Raw genomic sequence first — 22,795 nt, forward strand, 5'->3', positions numbered from 1 at the left:
TCTTAGTATTAGTCGATGTTTACTTGTTTAACGTTAATGATAATTTCACCTTCGCTGGTTGTGTCATCACCAACAACAAATAATGAGAGTTCGCCTTGTGTTGTTACAAAGGTTGGCGCGTTGGGTGAAATGGCCGCTATTACCGCATCATTTTGCTGGTTAATGTAACTTACGCCCACGGAGCGGTAAGTATTACCTGCAGCATTATACTTTGCAGCGTTATCAAAGATTTCTAGCGCATATGTGGTATTTGCATTAACTGCATGCTTTAACGGCTCACCTACTTGCGTACCTAATACGTGTGTTTTGGTATTCACCGTAAGCAATTCGCCTCTGATTTTCGATTCACCGGTTATAGAAACGCGCACATCGCTAATTTTAACGCTTGAGTCAGTAGTGAATGGCGTGAAGGCAATTTTACCCTCGCGTATAAAGCTTTTTGCAAAGCCTTCACTTTCGCTAAAACATTGGCTATAGGTTGGGTTAGCTAACGAATTAGCTCCGCCTCCGTGACCATTATCCCCTCTAAATGTATCGCTATAAACAAAGTAACTATACAGCCTCACGCCAGCATCACCTGGCGTCATTCCTTGACCAGAATACGATGTATCAACTTCAAAACATACTGAGTCAATGCTCGTAAAATATTTAGAAATATCGACATAAGCTTTAGCAAAGTCGGCAAGGTAGCCAATATTTTTATTTTTTATATCATAACCATTCGCTTGAGATTCTGATATTGCAAGTGGAAAGTTACCTTTTACGACAGGTGTTAAGCTTCGTGTTTCAGTTGCTGCGAACGTTGATACAGTGAAAAGTAATGACGTGGCAATTAGTGCTTTTTTAAGCATGTTTTTCCTTTTATAAATTATACAGCGCATAGTCCTTCTATGCGGGGTGTAGTATATTTACTCTAAAGCCTGGGTCAAATTAATTATTTAAAAACAATATGTTAAAGTTGTGTGTGTCGGTGAGACGCTTGCGGTGTTGTTGCTTACTCGCAACATTAAGGGGTAAAGACATTAGAGCAGCGAACTCGTTTAAGGTGCTGAGATTTTGAGAGCTTAGAGTGACTGAATTAATTTAATGAAGAGTTCCATTAGAAAAGTAACTGTAGGTAAAAATTTGTCTTGTAAGCCAGAGGGAAGTCAGAAGTTCAAAAGTACTCTTAATTATTAAAAAGTAGGGCCGCCTTAATACAAAGATAGTGTGAGCTTTTAATAGAGTCTTGGTTATATTTTAGTTACAATGTGGCTAAAATAACAACAGGGTAGTTAATTATGGAAGCACGTCAACGGTTTCATTTTATTGATAATCTCAGGAGTATAGCTTTACTACTGGGAATTGTATTTCACGCTGCGCTCGCATACGGGCCTTACTATCATAACATTTGGTTTACTGCAGATCCTAAAACATCGCCTTTATTTGACTACTTAACCATGTGGCTTCATGTATTTCGAATGCCGTTGTTTTTTGTGATTGCTGGTTTTTGTAGTGCTTTACTTATAGCGAAATACGCGAGCAAAGGGTTTATTGTGAATAGAACCAAGCGCGTATTACTCCCTTTTATTGTGTTCTATCCATTAAGCATACTGGCATTTATTCACGGGTTAACATGGGGGGCTACGTTCGCAGAGCCTTTACCAGCTATTTTTAGCGTGCTGCAAGAAGTAGAAGAACCAAAAATAAGCACCATGCATTTGTGGTTTTTATGGAACTTGATGCAGTTTTGCATCGTACTTTGGGTGCTGAGTAAAGCTCCCAAATTATATGAAAAAATACTGAGTTTTGTCGTGACACCGCTATTTTTTTGCGTACTTCTGCCGCTGCTCATATTTTTTTCACTAAGCTTTCAGTCAATTCCCTTTCCCCCGCCAGATAAACTTATTCCACAGGTTTGGTCTTTTGGCTTTTATGGCTGCTTATACATTATTGGAGCCGGGTTGTATGAAGCCAGAGAAAAAATAAGTCGTGCTGAGAAATATATCTTACCATTAGCAGTTATCGCGATTGCCTCTTTTGGTTTTTATCTCTTTTTAATGCCAAGCCCGCCCTCAATTGAGGCGGTAACGAAAGCTGCGATTCATGGGCAGTTCGAGCCAGAAGGGGCTGCACATTATGTTCTAAGCATGCTGCAAACGCTTTCGATCATAGCGTGGACTGGATTAATGTTTTTAGTAGGATCAAGATTTCTTAACAAAGAAAGTGCATTAAGTCGTTATATTTCAGATGCATCTTACTGGATTTATTTAATCCATGTTCCGCTCTTGATTTATATTCAAATGCCATTGATTAACTTAGAGCTGCCAGCTTTAGTAAAGTTTGTAATTAGCACATTGATAACCTTGTTTGTTGGTCTGATAAGCTACCAATTGTTAGTTAGAAAAACTTGGTTAGGTATGTTTTTAAATGGTAGGAAACACATAAGTAAGTTACAAACTAGTCAGCCAGCTTCTATCAGTAAATCAGTTTAAATATAAAAATGGTATGAACGGATATGATTTAGTTGCCGTTCATACCATTCGTTTGTTTTATAGTTCACTGACATTCGAATTCAGATAATACGTGCACTACTAAGGCTAAGCGGTGAAAGTGTAGTGGCACCATTATTATGATGTAGAAATATCTGGGACGAATTGCAGATTGATTTAATTAGTGATGATATCAACATGCGTGGCATCATTTAGCACCACGCCTTTTTATTAACATTAATGACTAGTTAATGTGAACAGAGTAACTGTTTTCTGACGAAGTACCTTCATTTAAAGTAACTTTTGCATGTGCAACTAACGCTCTTATGCCTGTAACATCCCTTGCAAACCAGTTAAGTTTCCCGTAGCCAGTATAATCAGAACTGTCTTCTGAAGATTTTAGCTTAACTTTCGCTGTGCTATATGCTTTTATGCTCAACTTAATAGATGGGCCAAAAGGTTGTGTTGCCTCCACAGCAGATAAAGCATCCCAAGATTTAATGTTTCCGGTCAAATCATTGCCATCGTCAGTCAAAAGGTTGCCTGAATCTGTATGTAAGTATATTTCTAGCTCAAGTGATTGAGAGCTATTATTGGTTAGGTAAAGTGTGGTACTGGAGTTGTTGTTATCAGAGAAAGTGTAATGGGGTAGAACTGCGAAACCATAATCCATTGCTAGTGTAGATGCGCTTGTTACGCCGAGAATTAAACTTGTGATAAGTGCTTTCATATTTTTCCTTATAACTGTCATTATCAAAAAACAATATTTGTATGCTAAAGCTCAAGAGAGCGACTATGTATCAAGTACACAGCCTTTTATTTTATAAGGCTGTGTACTTTGTCCCCAATATTATTACACTATTTGATGTATAGGAAATTGTAAGGGAGCTTTGGTTAGGTCAATTATTAAAAAATTACTTTAAGCGGCCAGCATATAGAGTTAATACTGGCGTCTATGTGAAAACTGCTTACGTAGTGAGTTACAAGAATCAGTGAGTTTCGAAGGGCTATTTAGGTCAGGTGAGTTATCTTGAGTCCAACATTTAGCTTTATTACGCCTAGCTTTCATACATGACGTTGTCACCGCTTACATAGACAGGTGTTGCGTAACAATTATCTGGACATCTATCGCCAATCTCAAAGGTGACTTTTACAGTATGCGCTGATTATAAATTATTAAAGTGTTGACCACTACACCTTATGTACGCCAATTTTAGGTGGCTTTTCATGTAACTCCCTTAGGAAAATACTTACAGTAGGTTTCGGATACAGGGCAGAGCTTATCTTCGGTTAATGGTCGTTAACGAAGTATGCTCTCACCCTGAGTTAAATGCTTAAACGCATTTTTAATCTCAAGATATTTATATTCATTTAGTTAGGTTTGCGCGCAAGTCTAGTAATATTGTCGTTCTGGTATTTAGTTTTCCCTTATTATTTTGATTTTTTAATTGATTTAACATCGATTTTGTTTTAATGCCTTGCTATTTCGAGAGATACAAAGAAAACACGTTTTTTATTTTATTGAAGTGAATAATGTTTTTCCTGTGATTTTTAATAGTTTGACCGTTGCCTTTTGATGGGGTAGTTTCCTTTATTGGGAACTTGATAACCAAATACAACAGAAGGAAACTAAAATGAAAAAAAGAGTACTAGCCGCACTGTGTTCAAGCCTTTGTTTTACACAACCTGCTCTGGCGGATAATGATATTGAAAAAATAGTTGGGTTACTTTCGGGTAAACAGACTGTTCAATACCTTGTGCAAAGCAACCCAGCGGCAGAGTTACACCTGCAAACGGTAGAATATTCAGTTGAGTTGCCTGGTAATGTTTTCTACACGTTAGAGTTTGATTCGAATGAAGTAAAAGAAACCTCTGGCTCACTTTATCTACGAGATACTCAAGGTGACGTGCAAGGTTCTTTGAGTGTATCTCGCAAAGGGAACTTACAAGGCTATATCACAACACCAAGCGGTGAGTTTAAAATAATTAGTGTGAAAGACAAGCTCGTGGTCATGGAAGTGAAGCGTCCGCTAGGTTTGAGCGAAGAGGCAGAACAAGAACTAATGAAACACCCAAGCAGGAGTTTCGGATCAGTATCACTACCTTCACGTTTAAGCCGAACAAGCGCTATATCTAGCTCACAAACTCGCACCTTACGTCTATCACTATATTACACAAATGATGTGGCTAAGTTTTTAGAAGGCATCGGTGCTGATCCAAAAGAATATCTTGAATTTTATATAGATCGTACAAACCAAGCATATAAAAATAGCGGCATAAACGTTTCAGTTGAAATTGCGAATGTCACAGGGGTTGATTACGACGAATTTAACCCTTTGTATTCGGCGGTTGACTTTTGGTTGAGTGAAGGAGAAAATTTAAACAAATTAAAGCTCTTATTCCCTGATGATGATTATGTTTGGGAAAGAAGTGAAATGGACGAGGAACTAAAACAAAGCGAAAAATACGGCTCAGATATGGATATGCTTTTCACCGACCTACGTGAGGGGTATTGTGGCGTTGCTCAAGTTATTGGTGCTGAACTAAGAGACCAGTCAATGGCGGTGACAAACATCCACTGCTTGTCTGGCAATACACTTCCTCATGAAATGGGTCATTTGTTTGGAGCGGAACACAATTGGGAAGCGACTGCAGAAGTACCATTTAGAGCTCAATATGCGCATGGCTATTATGATGCACAAGACTGGTCATTTAGAACGATTATGTCGTACAGTTGTGTAACATCAGCTGGAGGGCCAAAAGAGTGTCCAAGGATTAATTTCTTTTCTACACCGCGTAAAGAATTCAACGGAAAATATATTGGTACTGCGGATGAACATGATAATGCGCGTCAGCATAACGAATGGGCACCACTACTCACTAACTTGAGCGCAGGCGCTGATTGTGAGCAGTTCAACCCTTGGCAATTACACAATGCATACCAAAAAGGCGCCGAAGTTGTAAAAGATGGCATGCTTTATCGAGCAAATTGGTGGAGTTATAACGACAATCCAAGCACTGCGAGTTCAAAAAGTGAATGGAAGCAGGTTTGGCAGCAACTAACCAACTGCCGCTAAAACCAAGGCTTTATGATACTCAGTAAAAATACAGGCAAACTCAGAGGTTTTTTCTCGTGAGCCTATAATGGTGGAGCACAGCCGTGCTCCACTTTGTTTTTAGAACTTTAAAATGCTTGACCTGCGTTAACTGGCACAGAATAGCTACTTTCCATTGATGTACCTTGTTTACGTACCACGCGAGCGTGGGCAAACATCGCATTTGGCACATTCTAATTAGATGTCCAGCTAATAGTTACTGTGCCATTTTGCCCATTATTCACACCAACCGGTTGCAATTTGATGATAGAAGTACCTTGTCCACGCATGGTGAGTTTTGCTGATGGACCAGGACCGGAAGTTGGTTCACTAGCAAATAGTGTGTTCCAAATCTCTATGTTGCCGCCGATGATATTACCATCATCATAAAATACGCCACCGACGTCTGGTTTGACCGAGATCTCTACTTCAAGCATTGCATCGGTCGTATTGGTTAGATAGATGAAGGTGTTTGATGCTTCATTACCTTGGAAGGTGTAATGAGGCAAAACTGCGCTGCCTGTGTTTTGTGCCAAAGCAGCGGAGCTCGTCGTAGCAAAAAAATACATGGTAGTAGCCTTTTCATCATCATTTTTCCTTAAATTTGAGTGTTATTTCGCTACTTGCACATTAAGTACATGAGCACGCTTCAATATACACCTGAGTTATTTATACTTCCTGCTATACAATGAACCTTTGTATAAATGATGTTGCAAAATGTGTACGAGTGTTATCAGTGATAAGTTCGGGAGTACAAGAGCAAACGAAGTTAGAGTGAATAACCTGGGAGCAAATTTGTATTTTATCTGGTTGTGTCTTTGTATATTTTTGTCTATTTCGTAGCACCTCTGGTGTGTGCAAAAAAATAAACAGTCGTACGATTAAAGAAAAGCATATGACTCTCGTGTGAACTCGAAAGTAATAATGATGCCGAAGTAACTCGTCATACAAAAAGGGCAGCCAGTTGACCGGTTCGTTATGTAGTTCAAAGCAAAAGTGATGAATTCTGCGCCGAATATCGGTAAGATGCGGCAAATTTTATTTTTATTAAACGGAGTTGTACTTTCATGGCAAAGACATTGAAAGTTCCTCATACCTTAATTTTGTTGTTGGGGATGATGGTGGTCGCTTTGGTGGCGACTTGGATTGTACCGCAAGGCTTTTTTGATACAGCGACCACGGAATCTGGCCGCCAAATGGTGTTAGCGGGGACGTATCATGTCGCCCAAGATACCGTGATGCTTACGCCGTGGGACTTGCTTAAAGCAATACCGCGTGCATTTGCAGCTGCACAGGATGTTATATTTTTTGTGCTCATTGTTGGTGGGGTACTATCAATTGCTCGAGCAACGGGTACGGTAGATGCCTTGATTGGTCGACTTCTTGAGAAGCACGGTGATAAGCCGCAAAAGCTTATTTTTATGGTGGTATTTTGTTTCGCCATGGCGTCGAGTTCAATTGGTATTGCGGGTGAATACATCCCGTTTGTACTTATTTTGGTTGCACTTTGTAAAGCGATGAGACTGGATGCGATGACCGCTGTCGGCATGATCATTGCGGGCTATGGCATTGGTTATGGTGTGTCGGCTTTCAACCCATTCACCGTTTTAATTGCTCAACAGATTGCTGAGATCCCTGTTTATTCAGGTATTTGGTTGCGATTAGCTATTTTCATTCCGTTTGTGTTAATTGGTTTCCATCATGTGTGGAGCTACACTAAGCGAGTGCAAGCGAATCCTGACCTTTCAATTATGAAAGGTGTGCCTTGTCCATTGTCGGGTCAAGCACAGCCGAATTATCCAGCATTGAACAAACGCCATCAAACTATTCTGTTTTCATTTCTGGTGACCTTAGTTGTGGCTGTTTGGGGCATCGCAACACAGCATTGGTACCTTTATGAGCTTGGCGGTTTGTTTATATCTTGGGGTATTTTAATTGCTATCTTGGGCAAATTAAGCGCAGATGAAGCTGCACACAAGTTTATTGATGGTGTTGCAGAGCTTGTCACTACGGCAATTTTGATTGGTGTGGCTCGGGGGATCGCTTTGATTTTAGAAGATGGACAAATCCTTCACACCATAGTGAATGCCCTTTCAACGCCACTGTCGTATGTTGCAGCAGAAGTTTCAGCTGTTGGCATGTTGTTTATCCAAACGTTTTTAAATTTATTCATTCCTTCGGGCTCAGGCCAAGCATATGTGACCATGCCGCTTATGGTGCCAGTCGGTGACTTAGTGGGGGTACCTCGTCAAGTGGCTGTTTTGGCTTATCAATTTGGCGACGGGTTTTCTAATATGATAGTACCAACCAACGCGGTACTGATGGGGATCATTGGTATGGCGGGTGTGCCTTATACGCATTGGTTTAAATTTTGTGTGCCGTTAATGGCTAAGCTCATGGCCGCTGCGAGTGTCGTGCTAGTGCTAGCCGTTATGTTTGGTTATGGTTTGGATGTTCAACCTAGCTTATAAAAACGAACGAGAGTGAATGAATAGGCAGCTATACCTAATAGCTGCCTATTTAACCTTAGTTGCAAATAAGCCAAATATCATCATTGGATGTTGAAGGGATGGCAAGATCTCAATTAAAACCCTTATTCGCAGCTGAGGTTATTCATATTATTTGCTTGGCTTTTGCTCGACTACTTGCCAATTCCAAGGACTGATTTCATAAACATTGTCTGAATCAGTAGTGCCACCTTTACATACATCATCTTTGCCAACAATTCGCAGTGGTAGCTGTTCTTTGTAAGCATTAAGTAATAGCTCATATTGAAGCTTTGCTACTGGCGATGATAAGTCTAAATACCAAGTTAATGAGTCTGTATCTGATATACAAGAGGCATATGTGGCACTTTCTTTGTGTACTTTCATACGAAAGTAAATTTGATGGTCATCCGAAGCCGCTTCAGAACGTAAAATTAATTCATCAACCGTACCATAGACATCATTTACTGCGTATGCAGGCGCTGAAACACCTGCTAAGAGTGCTAATGACAACAGCGTATTTTTCATAAGGCAATATCCTTTATATTGAAGTTATTATTATCAAAGGGATATGTTAACACTTTTTCCTATAAAGTTAACAGCTTGGAGCGTGTATTTTTTATTACGGCAGCAATAAATTATCATTAATTGCTATAAACTTATCGCAACTTTCAATAAGTTGCTGCGATGTTAGTTTTTCTGCGCCGTATACGTGACTGGATACACTATAGTGGTTACGCAAATGTGTGAGTAATAGAGCAAAGTCTCCATCGCCGGAAAGCAGCACTACTTCGTCAACCGTTTTAGCCGTTTCCATCATATCTATGGTAATTCCTACATCCCAATCGCCTTTTTTAGAGCCGTCTTGTCTTTGAATGTAGGGTTTTAATTTAACTTCAAAACCAATTGCACGAAGAATGTTTTGAAACTGAGTTTGTTTGTCATCTCCGCGATACGTTGCATACGCGAAAGCATGTTCGATATGGCAGCTTTGCTGAATTTCGCGCCAGAATGCATTGTAGTCAAAGTTACGTCCAAACGAATGTTTGCAGGTGTAATAAATGTTTTGAACATCAACAAAGAGCGCTATTTTTTTCACATTCGTTCCCAATAAAACCTATGTGGTTATCTTATCCGAAGTTGAGGTTAACTTAGTCGGTTCACTTAAACCATATATTTTGTGTTTACTGATTTAGATAAGGCTTAGCATATCGGCAAAAAGTTGATATAAGCCATATTAATGTATATTGTATGCAAAAATAAAAATCGAGGAGTGTGCCTTTTGGCCAAAAAAATATGAAAAGAACAATAATATTAATGCCAATTTTCGTTTTAGGGCTCGTAGCATGCCAAAGTAGCTCGATACATGGAAATACGATTACCATGCCTAAAGTAAATAACTGGTGGCAACACAACGTATCACTTGATAACTATAAGCGTGCTGTTGAATACATCCACTATCAAGCAAAGAGAAAAAAGACCAACTGGGCCCAAGTGAATGAGTTGCTATATGGGCTAAGAGGCTTTAGTTACTTTGGAGATACTTCATTGCTTGAAGTACAAGAATATAAATCGCTTTCGTCAGCCTTGTTAATGCTGGTGGGTAAACCTCGACCAGCAAACGCAAATGCGAGATTTATTGAAAACTATTCGGTGCTTGTCTATCGCTTTTTACGTAAAGAAAAACAGTTAGACCGTTGGCCAATCCATTTAAGTCATATTGAAAGTTTGCTCACTGAGTTGAAGAGCGAACAAGGTACTGAATATGACTATGCTAGATGGGAGCTATTCAGAGCGATCGGTTTTGTCGCATTTGCAGCACGCTCAAATGAACAATTGAAGTCAGATTTTGCCGCTCAAGCAAAGGTTGTTAATTCACTTGTGAATGAGTTGAGCTATGCGACTTGGCGACGAGAACATGCACTTTGGGCGCTTGGTTACATTAGTCAGCTTTTGGATGAAAAGCAACAAACTGAACTAGACAATCTGGTTTGGCAAAAATTACAAAGCCTACCAGCAAAATCGGGGCGACAGGCCAAGCAGGGCTATTCCGATCTATATTTAGTGAATAGTTTTCGTGGTAAAAGCGAATGTGAGCACAATACCCCCGAGCGCTGTATGAGTCATGATATCGATAAAGTATTGCCTATTAAACACGCGTGCTCTGACAGACTTTGGATCCGAGCAACATCACTTGATGATGAGCAACTAGCATATAGCTGCAACCGTTTGATTTCTCAAGAAAGTGATTTTCATAGCTTGTTTAACACCCAAATGAAAAGTGTTGCAAATGATAATAATAAAGCTTTACAGGTAGTTATTTTTGATAACTATAGTGATTACAACCGCTACGGTCAGCTACTTTTCGATATCAATACAAACAATGGTGGCATGTACATTGAGGGGACACCCAGCGATCCAAATAACCAAGCATCATTTTTCAGCTTTCAGGCGTTTTGGACTGACGATAAGTTTAAGGTTTGGAACTTAAATCACGAGTATGTACATTATCTAGATGGTCGCTTTAACAAATATGGCGGATTCGGACATTTTCCTGACAAACTTGTTTGGTGGAGTGAAGGCCTCGCTGAGTTGGTTGCAAAAGGGAATGAAAATTCGCGGGCAATGAAAGTGCTTAACGAGACAGAGCGGGCAGAGTGGCCAAGTTTAGAGGATATTTTCGAGACTAAATATGGACAAGGCTCAAAGTTGATATACCAGTGGTCGTACCTAGCGATGCGATTTTTATCTGAACATAAATTAGATGAGCTTCGTGAGTTACAGTATGCGCTTAAATCAGACTTTTTTTCAGGTTATGAGACCAAACTGCAAGAAATTTCAAAGGATTATGAGCAGGAGTTTGCTATGTTCCTCAGTGAAATAATGACTAACGCAGATAAGCCAAGTGACACATCGGAACCAAAGATCCGTAAAGAATATCGTTACTTGTATCGCAGCTACCTACAGCCACCACACTTGAAGTTAACCGAATTACATCGCCATTATTTTTAGCTCAAGAGGGACATAAAAAGCGCTGCGCAAATTTTAAGTGCAGCGCTAGCTGATTGGCGGTTAAGATTTATGTGCTCTTTTATCTTCATAGGCCGTGAAGCTTTTTTGATAAAAGCGTAGAGGCCAAGTGTGGTAAGGAATAAACACACGAGGTAACATATATAAATCGGATTGGGTTTGATAGTTGGCTCGACCTCTGATTGTCGTCGTTGCGGTTTCGAACCCAGCCATTTTTACCTGCTCAACATTGTTTTGCGTAAAGTGACCGTATGGATAGCAAAAATCACTAACAGGTGTTTGAAATTTATTCTCAAGATCTTTTTTACTGCCAATAATTTCTTCAGTCGCCTCAGTATCGCTCAGTGTATTTAAGTGTACATGGTTTTTGGTATGCGCACCTATATCTTGGCCTAAGTTAAGCCATTGTTTAATTTGAGATTCATTCATTAATGGGTTGGCCTCTATATTTTTATGCTCATCCCATTTATTGTGCTGACCAATGAGATCACTCACCACGTAAAGCGTTGAACTAAAGCCAAGTCTATTTAATATTTTAGCGCCATGTGTCAGATTGTTTAAATAGCCATCGTCAAACGTAAGCCCGACGACTTTTCCCAGCTTTTCGCCTTTTAAATATGGCGTAAGGTCTTTCATACTGAGCGCTTTATACCCAAGTAACCTAAGCATTTGCATGTGGTTTTCAAAGCGTTGTGGCGGAACATGGATACTACGTAAAACAGTACCTTTCTTTTTTACAGCGAGACTGTGGTACATCAAAATTGGTATTGGTTGCATCATATTGTTTTTACGGCTGAGTTAGGGCAATTTGATTGTGTTATCTTATAAAACTTTTCTTTAACAAAAGCAGTGATGGTTCTTCTTAGGCGTAATTCAGGATAACGTTGTAATTGTATATCGAAGCCATAATGTGCGTATTTGTTGAAAAACGTGTTAATGTTTGCTTGTGCAAATGACTTTCTTCCTTTATGTGAGTAATGGTGAACCCAATTCTTGCCTTCAAGAAGGCTGCCATGAGTTTCAAGTACCTGCGCCATAGCAAATTGTTCGACAGTTCTGACTTCTGGAGCATGTAAATGTAGTGCGATCAACAGGTCATCTGCTTTATCTATGAGCGCCCGCTGGCCTGCGGTAATTCCGACCATTAACGACCCCCACATATGTTGCTCGTGAGAAAGCGTATAGATTTGTCCGTTTTTTAACGTTATTGGTGCACCATATGATTGGCGATATTCAGTAAAGTTTTTCTTTGTCAGCGGCCCTTCATCTAAGAACATAAGTGATTGACTGGCTGTTATTTTGTCAAACAACACATTGATGTTTTCAGTGAAATAGGTATCAGTATCTAGAGCGAGTATTTTGTCATTTACATCTAAATCTAGGTGGTCAATTGTATGCGCTAACGCACGATTTTTAATCCGGTAATGGTATTTACCTTGTAAGCTCCACGCATGTTTTAGCTTTTTCGTAATGGTAATATGTTTAATAGGATAGTTACTGAACAGTTCTGGCTTTTCACTGACTACGACGATTTCCGGCTGATTGTCACAATTGCAATGATTTAAGATAGATAAAATACTGGCTTTTACGCCTAGGTAATAGAGCAGGTCATCTCCATATGCGACATAAAGCAAAACTTTACGTAGCTGACATTGCCAGTTTGTTTGCGCGAGATTCTTCATACTACTAGCTTCCTTTTCACCCAAAAAATGAGCTCACTTTTTTGGCAAATTAATGAAAAAATTAAATTGATTAACTTTGACGTCAAATACAATGGCGGAATTGTAGAGTGGATGTCTGTACAAAACTATTTGGAATAAGTAAGAAAGTGTAGGCTATTTGTAAAACAGTTTTTGATGTCTTAGATTATGAAAATACGGCTTTTTATTTGTCACAGGAAAGGTGTGAATGAAGTGCTTTATAGAAATAATTGACTTGTTTGAATACAGGTAGCGAGCTAAATTCGCCCGCTACCTTCTTCATTAAAAAACGCTTGGATTAGTAGAAATAGCGCTTACTGTTCCAAAGTGGTGTTTTACCACTATCTAAACCTACAAATTTGACTGAGCCAGAAGTCACACCTTCAGGAATAACAAAGTCGAGGGTCGTTGCTGTTTGACCATATGCGTAAACTGCAACTCTATCAATTTTCTGGTCATTAACGTACACGTCAACCAATTCAGTGTTTTTAATTTTCACCGTAAAAGTATTGTTGATATCAGCAAGAGCGACGTGGCGAGGTTGCTCAAAGCTTACGCTTGCCGGCTTGGTTCTTTGGCTAAGCAAGGCTTTTGAAATGGTCGCAAAATCTTCACCATCACCGTTTAATATATCTTGTAAGTCGTAGCTAATAACTTGGTCAGCAACACAACCATAGTCTTCGATAAGGCTGTTTACGTTATGACCATGACGAACCATCTGACGCCAAGAAACTCGCATACCTTGTCCGTGAGGTAGCTTTTCGAAAGGAGCGCCAACATAAGTTGCGAAAACATCTTGCTCTAGTACGTTTGCACCACCTGCACCTGTACGTTTGTGTTGACCAAAGATAGTTGCAAAACCATTATCTTGCATACCACATGTGAAAACATCACCCGAAGAATAGGTTTTTGCGTTCGACCAAACACCAACAGGTTTATAGTAAGCTTGGCCTACTTGGTTGTTCTCGTCTTTAGTAACAAATGTAGTGGTTGCGGTGTATTGCGCGTTAGTATCTGCAGCATCACTTACTACCTTTCTCCAATGTTCATCAAAGTACATGCCAAACTGATTTTCAAGCATCATGTATTGATTTAACGGCGTATTGGTTAGTCTAAAACGTGTTGGTGTTGCTTTTTGTGGTGCAAATAGTTGCATCAATGCATCAGCATACAGGATGTTGCCGCCTGGGTTATCACGTACATCAATGACTAATGCGTCGGTGTCGCTTAGTTGGTTATCTAATGTTTGTACTACAGCGTTGATTGCACCTTCCGTCCCTGTTTGCGGAATAAATGATGCAATGCGAATGTAACCAACCGATTGGCCATCAACATTTACTTTGTTCCAAGTAATTGTTGGTTCAAAAGTTGGGTTTTGTGCTAGTGCAAAGTTATCGTCAATATCAGCTTCAGCTTCAAGCGCTTGAATTCGAGCAAAAACATCGTTGGTGCTCTGTGCGTATATATTTGCTTGATTCTGTTCACTGGCTGCGCTTGGCGCACTATTATATACAAGCCAAGGTAATGTGACATTATACACCTCTCCAGTTTCGTGAGACTCTAAAGACAGAGTTAGCTCATTGCTTTGAGGTACCAGAGAAGATGAGTGTGATCTTAAGCTTAATACTTCTAGTGCACGAACATAGCCACCATCAGGGTTAGCGCCAGCACCATTTTCAAAGTTATCTTTTACAACTTCATCTATGTCTCTGCCATTGTAAGAGACTACTTTATCGCCCAGCGCAATCTTGTCACCTTCAGGTATCAGCGCTAAGAAGCGACTCCAAATATCGTTTACACGAACTTCAACCGAGCCATCTTCAGCAATTGTTTGTGCGAATTTAAATGGTACAAACGAGATGTAGTTTGATAATGGAGCTGGGTAGTTATAGTTTAAATGAAGATCTCGTTGTGAAAGAAAGATTTTTTGAATCTTTTTATGAAACTCTTCAGACGAAAGAGAACCCAACTCATCGATGACAGAATTAATCGCATCTACTGGGTCTAAATGGCCTGTTGGGGAAATTCCGTAGTAAAGATTTTTTGCATACTTGTGGACATATAAACCGTCTAGCAATAGCTTGGCCTGCTCAGCTACAACTACTTTTTCATCGTATGTGTAATCAGGAAATACAAGTGCGTCTCTTGTATCTTGCAAGTATGAAATTTGTGCTTGTGCTGCTGATGAACATCCAAGAGCCAACATAATTGTCAACGCTGTCTTTTTTAACATGGTTCTGACCTTTTTTATTGTAGTTACCATTATTTTTAATTACATTTTTACCTAAAAGCAATACGGGTTAAATAAAAATGTGATAGCAATGTTTTAAACGATTCTTTTTTGTAACATTTGTGTTTTTGTAGTCATTCACTGTTTCTTTTTTTTATTTCATTTTAAAACAATGGTTTAATTTTTTTGATGTGTGTGTTTTTTCGGTTTTTCCGTTCTATGAATAAGAGGTGTTGTAGCTGTTAACTTGTAGTGTAAACAAATGTAAATTAATGGTTTGGTCTTTTGTTTTTCATGGTGGAGAGGCTGCGCTAAAAGATAACGACCAATTTTGCATTTCTACAAGTCGACTTTTTGTTCGTTCAAACTCAAATGCGAGCTTTTTGCCAACATAAAGTGAAGTTAAGTCAACTTGTGCATTTATGACGATCAGGCACTTCCTTTCGTAACACTCATCAACCAAGGCAATAAATCGTCGGGCTTGATCATCTAACTCATAGCTAATATCGTCATTTTTTGTTCGTTGGTATCCATCTTCAATGCCTTGCGCTGTGTTGTCGTTCAAAGCGTGTTTGCCCATTTGTGGAATATTGGCAATAAACAAAGCGCTAAACTTGTTGGCAAGTTCCATATAGTCCGCTGTTGCTCGAGGTGCTGAGCATATAGCCATAAAGTCAAACATGGCGACCTTTTGTCCAATACCAACTAGCGTTATTTCACGTCGGCATAGGGTTATCGGCGCAGTGCCAAAACTTCCTCCTGCGTAAGCAAATTTTTTATTAAAGGCTATTTTGTTGTTTTGATAGTAGTGGGTGGTATTAAACCCATGTGCAAATCTGTGGTCGTATTCACCTGAAATATTGACTATTTTGCATTGCTTTTCCAAAAGTGCGATCGTAGGTAAAAAGCGGTCACGTTGTAATCCATTATGGTAGAGGGCTTGTGGGTGACAATTGGAGGTCGCAACTAAAACAACGCCTTCGATAAATAATTGTTCAAATAAGCGAGCCATTATCATTGCATCGCCAATGTCTGTCACAAAAAACTCATCAAAACAGAGCACTTTTACGTTTTTTGACCAGCTCTTTGCGATGAGGCTCAAAGGGTTTGGTTTCCCCTGAATATGGTTCATTTCTTGATGCACTTGTTGCATAAAATGATGAAAATGAAGGCGTTGTTTCGAATTTGAATTAAGCGTGTTGTAAAACATATCCATCAACATTGTTTTACCACGCCCAACAGGCCCATACAGATAGATACTTTGTGGCGTGTTGCCCGCTTCGATAGCATGTTGTAGAGCATCTAGCATTAAAACTGCTTCGAGTTGCGCAGGATCTTTTGTAAGTTGTTGAGAGTTAAGTTTTTGCTGATAGTATTGGCGCATTACACAGGTTTTTACAAATGAACGCATTACAGCATAAAGCGTAAAAACATGCGACTATTTTGCTTTTCAAATAAGGAATGAGGAAAATATGAATACACCACTTCAGCAGCTCAGAGAGGTTATTCAAAGCTACAGTGAAATATCTGATTTAACATGGGCACAGCTGGTACCGTTATTTCAAATTGTCCATTTCAAAAAAGATGAGTATTTGTATCCATTTTTTGAGTTGCCGAGCACATTCGCGTTTATTCACTCAGGGTTAGTTCGACTTTTTGCAAGCGATCACAATGGTCAAGAATATAACAAGCGATTTTTCAAAGCGGGTGAATTCCCAGGAATAATGAGTGCTTTGCACCAGCAGCAAAGTGTTGAGCAGGGCGTACAATGCCTTCAAGATACAGTTGCTGTATTGATTAACTTTAAACAGTTCAGGCAATTACTTTTTGATAATGCTGAATTAATGCGATTTCAGATTAAATACTTAGAAAAAAACTGGTTGTTGGAAAAAGATCACCGTGAGATATGTTTGATACAACAAGATGCAACGCAAAGATACCTATTGTTTCTTGAGCAGCATCAAGAACTTGCTAAAGTGATACCTCAATATCACTTGGCATCACACTTGGGCGTGAGTGCAACACAGTTAAGTCGGATCAGGCATACCTTAAAAAATCAGTGATTATTTACATAGGTAAATGAGCCTCAATATCGAGTAGCGTACTCTCCTTAGCAAATGGACAAGCCGTTGGAGAGACAAGATGCACAATGCGACAAACATAGAAAAACTACTAAATTGGCGTTACGCAGTACGCCGATTTTCCTCTGAAAAAGTTCAGAGCAATGTATTAGAACAGTTGTTACATGCAACGCGACTGAGTGCTTCATCTTATGGTATTCAACCCTATAAGATACTAGTGGTAAATAAGCAAGGCTTAAAGGAGCAGCTGGTTGGAGCCAGCTACAATCAACGAAAAATAGCCGAAAATAGTCATCTTTTGGTCATTGCGGCGAACATGGAAAATATTGGCTTGCAAATCGACAACTATATTCAGCGAATGAAGCTTGCAAACAATTTAGAACAGTCCAAGCTGGCAGCGATGGCGCAAACCATTCGAGCGTCATTGTTACATTTGAGTGAAACCGAGCGCTATCAATGGGCAAGCCAACAAGCTTATGTCGCACTTGGTACGTTATTGATAAGTGCTGCGAGTTATAAAGTGGATACGTGCCCAGTGGGGGGGATTGAGCATCATAAGTACGATGAAATACTTGGTTTAAAGGAAAAGCAGCTCAAAACAGTGATTGCGTGTCCGATAGGTTACAGAGAGGCTGGTGATGCCATAGCAAAGAACAACAAAGTTCGTCTTACCTTAGGAGAGCTTGTTATGGAGGTAAACTGATATGTTATTTGCCTTATTGTCTGTGTGTGCCGGTGCGGCAATCGCATTGCAAGCAAGTATGAATGCACAACTTGGCAGTTTGCTCAATAACCCAATACTTGCGACGGTGTGTGCATTTTTCTTTAGTGCAAGTTATTCTCTTATCGCTTTAGCGACAATGGGGAAGTCTTTGCCAAACTCACAAATGATAGCGTCTGTGCCATGGTATTTATGGGGTCTGGGCGGCGTGCTCAGTGCGGTTGGTGTGGGCTTATGCTATTTTCTTATACCCAAAATGGGTATTGGTAGTTTGATGTCTTTTGTTTTAAGCGGGCAAATATTGATGGCGATGCTCATTGCACACTTTGGCTGGTTTAATGTCCCTCAAGTAAGTATTTCGACCCAAAAAGTATTTGGTATATTAGCACTTGTAGCAGGTATTGTATTGATTAATAAAGACTTTCAAAGTATTTTAAAATGAATGTGTATCTATCCATGGGGTACATCACATTACGCCCCATGGAGCTTGTATCGTCCTATTTATATGCGCTTAAATCCGTTTCTTCAGCTTCACACACTGCTTTTATTGCTGGATGTTTAGCAAGTTCTGACAAGTAGCGTCTTAAGTTAGCAAAGCTAAGAGGTGGCTTTTTAAGTTCATCAGCCCAGATGCACAACATGAACATATAACAATCCACTACAGAGAACTGCTCGTTCACCATATAGGTTTTGTCGCCAATGTGATGATTAAGGATCTCTAAACACTCGCTGATACGAGATTGCTGCGTATTGACAATGTCGTCATACATAATGGCGCTTTGAGTATGGCGTTCTGGGTAGTAATAAACCATCAACTCATTCTGCACAGTCGTAGTCAGATACATTAGCCATTGATAGAATTCGGCCTTAGCTTTTTGCTCGGAGGGGATCAAATTGCCTTGTGGATGCTTTTCACTTAAATAGAGGCATATGGCTGCACTTTCGAATAGCACAAAGTCATCATCAACCAAGGTTGGTATTCGGCCTGTTGGGTTAATTTTGAGATATTGTGCTGATTTGTGGGCAACTTTGGTGCGGTCTACAAGTTCAAGCTGGAAGGGAACGTTGAGTGCTTTCAATACAAAGTGCGGCGCGAGGCTCGCATTACGAGGGTAATAAAACAGCGTGTACATAAAATACCTTAATGATAAAAATAATGTTTCGTGAGAAACCTAAGCTCCTTTTTTGGCGAGTTCTACTGAACTGTAGGTGAGCATTCGCCTTTTAACAAATCAAATTTGGTTTTTTATGTCAACATCTTACTTGAATTGGTACCTTTATTAAATACATGCAATAAAAACGCCAGCTAAAGCTGGCGTTTTTATTGAGCTATTAAGGTGTGTAATAAATTGGTGAGTTAGGCCCGACTGGCATGCCAAAACCAAACACCCAAATATAAAATAGGGCAACCCAACCGATAAAGAAGAACATGCTGTAAGGCAACATGGTTGCAACTAAAGTTCCGATACCCATATCTTTCTTATATTTTGTTGCAACAGCAAGGATCAAACCAAAATAACTCATCATGGGCGTGATTAAGTTGGTGACGGAATCACCAATTCGGTATGCCGCTTGAATTGTTTCAGGCGCATAGCCGACCAACATGAGCATCGGTACAAAGATAGGTGCGGTTACTGCCCATTGAGCAGAAGAAGAGCCAAGACTTAAGTTTACAATGGCACACATTAATATGAACAGCACAAATACTTCTGGGCCTGTAAGGTTAAGCGCTTGTAGTAATGCAGCGCCATTAATCGCTAAAATAGTGCCTAAGTTTGTCCATTTGAAGAAAGCAACAAATTGTGCTGCGAAAAACACGAGCACAATATACATGCCCATAGAACTCATTGACTTACTCATCGCGTTAATGACATCTTTGTCATTTTTCATTGTGCCAACAACGCGTCCGTACACAAAGCCTGGAATCGCAAAAGTCACAAAAATAAATACGACAATCCCCTTTAAAAATGGAGAGCCGGCGACTAAGCCTGTTTCAGGGTGACGCAAAATACCGTTCTCTGGCACAATGGTCAGTGCAAGTAGTGCAGATACAACCAGTAATGCTACGCCAGCCCATTTTAACCCTGATTTTTCTTTTTCAGATAAGTGCTCGATATTATTTTCACCGAGGTCGACGCTGGCTTCTTTCGGATCATACATACCAAGACGAGGTTCAACGATTTTCTCAGTGACCCAAGTACCAACAATAGCGATAAGAAATACAGAGATCATCATGAAATACCAGTTGGCTTCTGGACCAACTTGATATGTAGGATCAATCATTTGCGCCGCTGGGGTCGTAATACCTGCAAGCAGAGGATCTATGGTGCCGAGCAGTAAGTTAGCACTGTACCCGCCGGAAACGCCGGCAAATGCCGCAGCAAGACCTGCTAACGGGTGGCGCCCCAAACTGTGAAATATCATTGCGGCTAATGGGATCAAAACAACGTAGCCGAGTTCTGACGCGGTATTTGACAAAATGGCGGCAAATACAACCATAAAAGTAACTAGTCGTTTTGACGCGCCCATCACCATGCCACGCATTGCGGCAGATAACATGCCGGAATGTTCAGCAACACTTACGCCAAGTAAGGCGACTAATACGGTTCCTAGAGGCGCGAAGCCTGTGAAGTTGGTCACCAAACCAGTCACAATTTTTTGCAAACCTTCGGCGCTGAGCAAACTTACAACTTCAATAACGCCATCTGGCGCACGTCCTTTAGCACCTTCAGGCCGAGGATCAATCGCACTTAATCCCATCCAGTCGGCAATGCCGCTAAAAATAACGATGGCAATACAGAACATCGCAAATAAAGTTATTGGGTGTGGAAGCATGTTACCCAAGAATTCTATGGTAGCTAAAAAGCGGTTAAACCAGCCTTTTTGCTGAGAATTCTGGGCTTGCTCATTGGTGTTAGTCTCTACAGCATTTGACATCACGAACAATCTCTAAATCACAAAATCCCCGTAATCTATCATTTTATGACGTTATTTTCACAGTGAATCGGCGATTAAACGTATTAATAAGACGAAATTTACCGATTATCTACATTTTCACGCTTTTTGTTATTGCAGTGCACTTCCAAAAACCCTGTTGTCATATAAATTAATAAGTATAACTTTCAAATCATTACAATGGTTTTGTATGAGTTTTGACAATGCGTAAGGCACAATACTTTTTACAGTGATAGTTAATGTGTTTTTAAAACAGACTCAACTGGTTATTCGAAGCGGATTTCGTTCTGTTTGGCTGGCGTTTCCTAGAGGCATGTGTCGTGATCACACGTTGTGTTTCATTTTTATCTAAGTGCCTGTCATAGAAGCTTTTTATTTTTGACTTCGCAGTGCTTGCAGCTTCTTCCGGTAGTTGACTGGGTTTGTCGTATAAATCTGTTTTCAGACCAGCGTAAAGCCAAGGCCGATGAATATAGCTGTCTGGTACATGGGCTAATTCAGGAATATAGTGGCGTATAAACCCACCTTTTGGATCGTATTTTTCACCCTGAGTAACGGGGTTATATATTCTAAATGGATTGATGCCAGTCGTTCCCGATTGCATTTGGACTTGTGGGTAGTGGATACCAGGTTCGTAATCGACGAAAGTACTTGCTAAAAATGCCCCCGTTTTTGGCCAATCTAGCCATAGGTGATAGCTTGCAAATGACATGAGCATGGCGCGCATTCTGAAATTTATCCAGCCCGTTTTTAACAACATTCTCATGCATGCGTCGACAAAAGGCACGCCGGTTTGGCCATGCTGCCAACGTATAAAGCTCTGCGCGTTAAATTCACTTGCACGCATATTGATGAGTGATTTATGAACCGACTCATACGCATATCTCGGTTCTGACTCCAGTTTTTGCACAAAGTGGCTATGCCAATGCAGCCGTGCAATAAAACCCGACAAATTCTTTTTATCTACTTTAAGAGCATAGGCCCGATGTATAACTTCTCTGAGGCTTAGTACACCGTAACACAGGTAAGGGCTAAGACGAGAGCTTGCGGTTATTGATTTAATGGGGCTTGAAATCCCATACATATACTGGTTGATCCGGCCACCGAAAAAGCTCTCTAGTGTTTTGTTAGCTTGATACAATCCACCTTGTTGGGATTCTAAAGCTGAAAATTTGTCGTTGCCGGGGTAAATGTTGAGTAACGATAAACCACTATGTTGAGTTAATAATGAATTAATACGATTTGGAATACGGTAGGTGGAAGAGTCAAGCCATTTAGATGCTTTAGCTTGCCAGTGGTCGCGATTCAGCTTAGTGCGAAATACGGCCTGCTGTTGGTATTCAAAAGAGGATATGTGCTGTGCTTTACACCACTTGAATACCTGAGTATCCCGCTTATAAGTCCAATCGTTACCCGTTTCCTGATGGCAATATAACGAATGGATCGGATACTTCTGATGTATTTTTTCCAGTATATCGACAACGCTGCCGCTGCGAATGCATATAAAACCGTTGTACCTAGCCAACTCATTAGCAAAGCTATGGATACTTTGAGCGATAAATTGAAATTGACGTTTACTTGTATCAGCTAGGGACCAATACTCAGGTTCAATCACATACAAAAATAGCGTTGGCCGAGTGTTTTGTTGACTGAAAAAAAGAGGAGCGTGGTCGTTAAGTCTGAAGTCACGCTTTAGCCAAACTAAATTAATCACTGACAACTCCCTTAAAAAGCAAAGGGTATCGCCGGATCCGGTTGCCAATGTAGTCATCGGCTAATACTTGTTCGCAGATCCGCTCCACATTGTCATCAATATCAAATACCCATTCGAAGCGTTCTATCGCGAGCAGCAGCCCACGCTTAAGGTGTGCTTGTTGTTTAAATTGAGCGCAGTTACTTTTAATAATGGCCAATTTGTGAGGATGCGCTTTAAGTTCTTCAAGTGCAGAAATAATAAAAGCGCGATTGCGATTATCATCTCTGCGAGCTTTTAATTTAGGTTTTTGCCAATACATTGTTCATATAT

The 22,795-nt window shown here is 40.1% G+C and carries 20 protein-coding genes; 7 read left to right on the forward strand and 13 right to left on the reverse strand.

The features are described 5' to 3' along the window. Positions 1–8 precede the first annotated feature (8 nt). Positions 9–851, reverse strand: a complete 843-nt coding sequence (locus ACW689_RS13385) for a hypothetical protein (RefSeq protein WP_476292150.1) — start codon at positions 849–851, stop codon at positions 9–11. Positions 852–1,280: 429 nt separating this feature from the next. Between ACW689_RS13385 and ACW689_RS13390 the strand changes: the two genes are divergently transcribed. Next, a complete protein-coding gene (locus tag ACW689_RS13390) occupies positions 1,281–2,474 on the forward strand; it encodes an acyltransferase family protein (protein ID WP_476292152.1) in 1,194 nt (397 codons plus the stop codon). Between the two features lie 241 nt (positions 2,475–2,715). Here ACW689_RS13390 and ACW689_RS13395 read toward each other — a convergent pair whose 3' ends face one another. Then, positions 2,716–3,201: a hypothetical protein gene (locus ACW689_RS13395; RefSeq protein WP_476292154.1), complete on the reverse strand. Its 486-nt coding sequence runs from the start codon at positions 3,199–3,201 to the stop codon at positions 2,716–2,718. A gap of 904 nt (positions 3,202–4,105) precedes the next feature. Here ACW689_RS13395 and ACW689_RS13400 point away from each other — a divergent pair. Further along, positions 4,106–5,548, forward strand: coding sequence for a M12 family metallo-peptidase (locus tag ACW689_RS13400; RefSeq protein WP_476292156.1), 1,443 nt, complete (start codon positions 4,106–4,108; stop codon positions 5,546–5,548). 212 nt (positions 5,549–5,760) lie between these two features. On the opposite strand, the gene ACW689_RS13405 is transcribed toward ACW689_RS13400, so the two are convergent. Further along, the gene (locus ACW689_RS13405) at positions 5,761–6,135 is read right to left on the reverse strand and encodes a hypothetical protein (RefSeq protein WP_476292158.1); all 375 of its coding nucleotides are present in this window, start codon (positions 6,133–6,135) and stop codon (positions 5,761–5,763) included. 498 nt (positions 6,136–6,633) lie between these two features. Between ACW689_RS13405 and ACW689_RS13410 the strand changes: the two genes are divergently transcribed. Further along, the gene (locus tag ACW689_RS13410; RefSeq protein WP_476292160.1) at positions 6,634–8,037 is read left to right on the forward strand and encodes a YfcC family protein; all 1,404 of its coding nucleotides are present in this window, start codon (positions 6,634–6,636) and stop codon (positions 8,035–8,037) included. A 147-nt stretch (positions 8,038–8,184) separates the two neighbouring features. Here the strand turns inward: ACW689_RS13410 and ACW689_RS13415 are convergent, their stop codons facing one another. Together ACW689_RS13415 and ACW689_RS13420 are read right to left on the reverse strand one after the other, a co-directional pair. Then, entirely contained in the window at positions 8,185–8,580 is a 396-nt protein-coding gene (locus ACW689_RS13415) for a hypothetical protein (protein WP_476292162.1), read from the reverse strand. A 94-nt stretch (positions 8,581–8,674) separates the two neighbouring features. Further along, the gene (locus tag ACW689_RS13420; RefSeq protein ID WP_476292164.1) at positions 8,675–9,151 is read right to left on the reverse strand and encodes a LabA-like NYN domain-containing protein; all 477 of its coding nucleotides are present in this window, start codon (positions 9,149–9,151) and stop codon (positions 8,675–8,677) included. A gap of 284 nt (positions 9,152–9,435) precedes the next feature. Between ACW689_RS13420 and ACW689_RS13425 the strand changes: the two genes are divergently transcribed. Next, complete coding sequence (locus ACW689_RS13425) at positions 9,436–11,064, forward strand: collagenase (protein ID WP_476292166.1); 1,629 nt, start codon at positions 9,436–9,438, stop codon at positions 11,062–11,064. Positions 11,065–11,124: 60 nt separating this feature from the next. On the opposite strand, the gene ACW689_RS13430 is transcribed toward ACW689_RS13425, so the two are convergent. The 4 genes from ACW689_RS13430 to zapE form a co-directional block, all read right to left on the reverse strand. Next, positions 11,125–11,862, reverse strand: a complete 738-nt coding sequence (locus ACW689_RS13430; protein WP_476292168.1) for a polysaccharide deacetylase family protein — start codon at positions 11,860–11,862, stop codon at positions 11,125–11,127. After that, the gene (locus tag ACW689_RS13435) at positions 11,859–12,764 is read right to left on the reverse strand and encodes a hypothetical protein (RefSeq protein ID WP_476292170.1); all 906 of its coding nucleotides are present in this window, start codon (positions 12,762–12,764) and stop codon (positions 11,859–11,861) included. The genes ACW689_RS13430 and ACW689_RS13435 overlap by 4 nt, the downstream gene beginning before the upstream one ends. A gap of 316 nt (positions 12,765–13,080) precedes the next feature. Beyond that, complete coding sequence (locus ACW689_RS13440) at positions 13,081–15,015, reverse strand: S41 family peptidase (RefSeq protein WP_476292172.1); 1,935 nt, start codon at positions 15,013–15,015, stop codon at positions 13,081–13,083. A 289-nt stretch (positions 15,016–15,304) separates the two neighbouring features. Next, positions 15,305–16,423 carry a cell division protein ZapE gene (gene zapE, locus ACW689_RS13445; protein WP_476292174.1) on the reverse strand — a complete coding sequence of 373 codons (1,119 nt, stop codon included), beginning with the start codon at positions 16,421–16,423 and terminating at the stop codon, positions 15,305–15,307. 61 nt (positions 16,424–16,484) lie between these two features. Here zapE and ACW689_RS13450 point away from each other — a divergent pair, with 61 nt between their 5' ends. The 3 genes from ACW689_RS13450 (at position 16,485) to ACW689_RS13460 (ending at position 18,256) form a co-directional block, all read left to right on the forward strand. After that, the gene (locus ACW689_RS13450; RefSeq protein ID WP_476292176.1) at positions 16,485–17,075 is read left to right on the forward strand and encodes a Crp/Fnr family transcriptional regulator; all 591 of its coding nucleotides are present in this window, start codon (positions 16,485–16,487) and stop codon (positions 17,073–17,075) included. 79 nt (positions 17,076–17,154) lie between these two features. Continuing rightward, positions 17,155–17,796, forward strand: coding sequence for a nitroreductase family protein (locus ACW689_RS13455; protein WP_476292178.1), 642 nt, complete (start codon positions 17,155–17,157; stop codon positions 17,794–17,796). Position 17,797: 1 nt separating this feature from the next. Next, on the forward strand, positions 17,798–18,256 hold the full coding sequence (locus tag ACW689_RS13460; protein WP_476292180.1) for a DMT family transporter: 459 nt from the start codon (positions 17,798–17,800) through the stop codon (positions 18,254–18,256). 55 nt (positions 18,257–18,311) lie between these two features. On the opposite strand, the gene ACW689_RS13465 is transcribed toward ACW689_RS13460, so the two are convergent. The 4 genes from ACW689_RS13465 to ACW689_RS13480 form a co-directional block, all read right to left on the reverse strand. Continuing rightward, a complete protein-coding gene (locus ACW689_RS13465) occupies positions 18,312–18,947 on the reverse strand; it encodes a glutathione S-transferase family protein (protein WP_476292182.1) in 636 nt (211 codons plus the stop codon). Between the two features lie 199 nt (positions 18,948–19,146). Further along, positions 19,147–20,751, reverse strand: a complete 1,605-nt coding sequence (locus ACW689_RS13470; protein ID WP_476292184.1) for an AbgT family transporter — start codon at positions 20,749–20,751, stop codon at positions 19,147–19,149. A 265-nt stretch (positions 20,752–21,016) separates the two neighbouring features. Then, on the reverse strand, positions 21,017–22,483 hold the full coding sequence (locus ACW689_RS13475) for a cryptochrome/deoxyribodipyrimidine photo-lyase family protein (RefSeq protein WP_476292186.1): 1,467 nt from the start codon (positions 22,481–22,483) through the stop codon (positions 21,017–21,019). After that, positions 22,476–22,784 (reverse strand): hypothetical protein, encoded by a 309-nt coding sequence (locus tag ACW689_RS13480; RefSeq protein ID WP_476292188.1) that lies wholly within the window; start codon positions 22,782–22,784, stop codon positions 22,476–22,478. The genes ACW689_RS13475 and ACW689_RS13480 overlap by 8 nt, the downstream gene beginning before the upstream one ends. Positions 22,785–22,795 lie beyond the last annotated feature (11 nt).

The organism is Pseudoalteromonas sp. ABE4_541 (assembly GCF_056312285.1).

What these genes read in the sequence shown, in the direction of transcription:
- ACW689_RS13470 (WP_476292184.1), bottom strand. Translation starts at nt 20,751, where the DNA reads ATGTCAAATGCTGTAGAGACTAACACCAATGAGCAAGCCCAGAATTCT.
- ACW689_RS13390 (WP_476292152.1), top strand. Translation starts at nt 1,281, where the DNA reads ATGGAAGCACGTCAACGGTTTCATTTTATTGATAATCTCAGGAGTATA.
- ACW689_RS13405 (WP_476292158.1), bottom strand. Translation starts at nt 6,135, where the DNA reads ATGTATTTTTTTGCTACGACGAGCTCCGCTGCTTTGGCACAAAACACA.
- ACW689_RS13410 (WP_476292160.1), top strand. Translation starts at nt 6,634, where the DNA reads ATGGCAAAGACATTGAAAGTTCCTCATACCTTAATTTTGTTGTTGGGG.
- ACW689_RS13450 (WP_476292176.1), top strand. Translation starts at nt 16,485, where the DNA reads ATGAATACACCACTTCAGCAGCTCAGAGAGGTTATTCAAAGCTACAGT.
- ACW689_RS13425 (WP_476292166.1), top strand. Translation starts at nt 9,436, where the DNA reads ATGCCTAAAGTAAATAACTGGTGGCAACACAACGTATCACTTGATAAC.
- ACW689_RS13440 (WP_476292172.1), bottom strand. Translation starts at nt 15,015, where the DNA reads ATGTTAAAAAAGACAGCGTTGACAATTATGTTGGCTCTTGGATGTTCA.
- ACW689_RS13395 (WP_476292154.1), bottom strand. Translation starts at nt 3,201, where the DNA reads ATGAAAGCACTTATCACAAGTTTAATTCTCGGCGTAACAAGCGCATCT.
- ACW689_RS13455 (WP_476292178.1), top strand. Translation starts at nt 17,155, where the DNA reads ATGCACAATGCGACAAACATAGAAAAACTACTAAATTGGCGTTACGCA.
- ACW689_RS13460 (WP_476292180.1), top strand. Translation starts at nt 17,798, where the DNA reads ATGTTATTTGCCTTATTGTCTGTGTGTGCCGGTGCGGCAATCGCATTG.
- ACW689_RS13415 (WP_476292162.1), bottom strand. Translation starts at nt 8,580, where the DNA reads ATGAAAAATACGCTGTTGTCATTAGCACTCTTAGCAGGTGTTTCAGCG.
- ACW689_RS13400 (WP_476292156.1), top strand. Translation starts at nt 4,106, where the DNA reads ATGAAAAAAAGAGTACTAGCCGCACTGTGTTCAAGCCTTTGTTTTACA.
- ACW689_RS13465 (WP_476292182.1), bottom strand. Translation starts at nt 18,947, where the DNA reads ATGTACACGCTGTTTTATTACCCTCGTAATGCGAGCCTCGCGCCGCAC.
- ACW689_RS13435 (WP_476292170.1), bottom strand. Translation starts at nt 12,764, where the DNA reads ATGAAGAATCTCGCGCAAACAAACTGGCAATGTCAGCTACGTAAAGTT.
- ACW689_RS13385 (WP_476292150.1), bottom strand. Translation starts at nt 851, where the DNA reads ATGCTTAAAAAAGCACTAATTGCCACGTCATTACTTTTCACTGTATCA.
- ACW689_RS13430 (WP_476292168.1), bottom strand. Translation starts at nt 11,862, where the DNA reads ATGATGCAACCAATACCAATTTTGATGTACCACAGTCTCGCTGTAAAA.
- zapE (WP_476292174.1), bottom strand. Translation starts at nt 16,423, where the DNA reads ATGCGTTCATTTGTAAAAACCTGTGTAATGCGCCAATACTATCAGCAA.
- ACW689_RS13480 (WP_476292188.1), bottom strand. Translation starts at nt 22,784, where the DNA reads ATGTATTGGCAAAAACCTAAATTAAAAGCTCGCAGAGATGATAATCGC.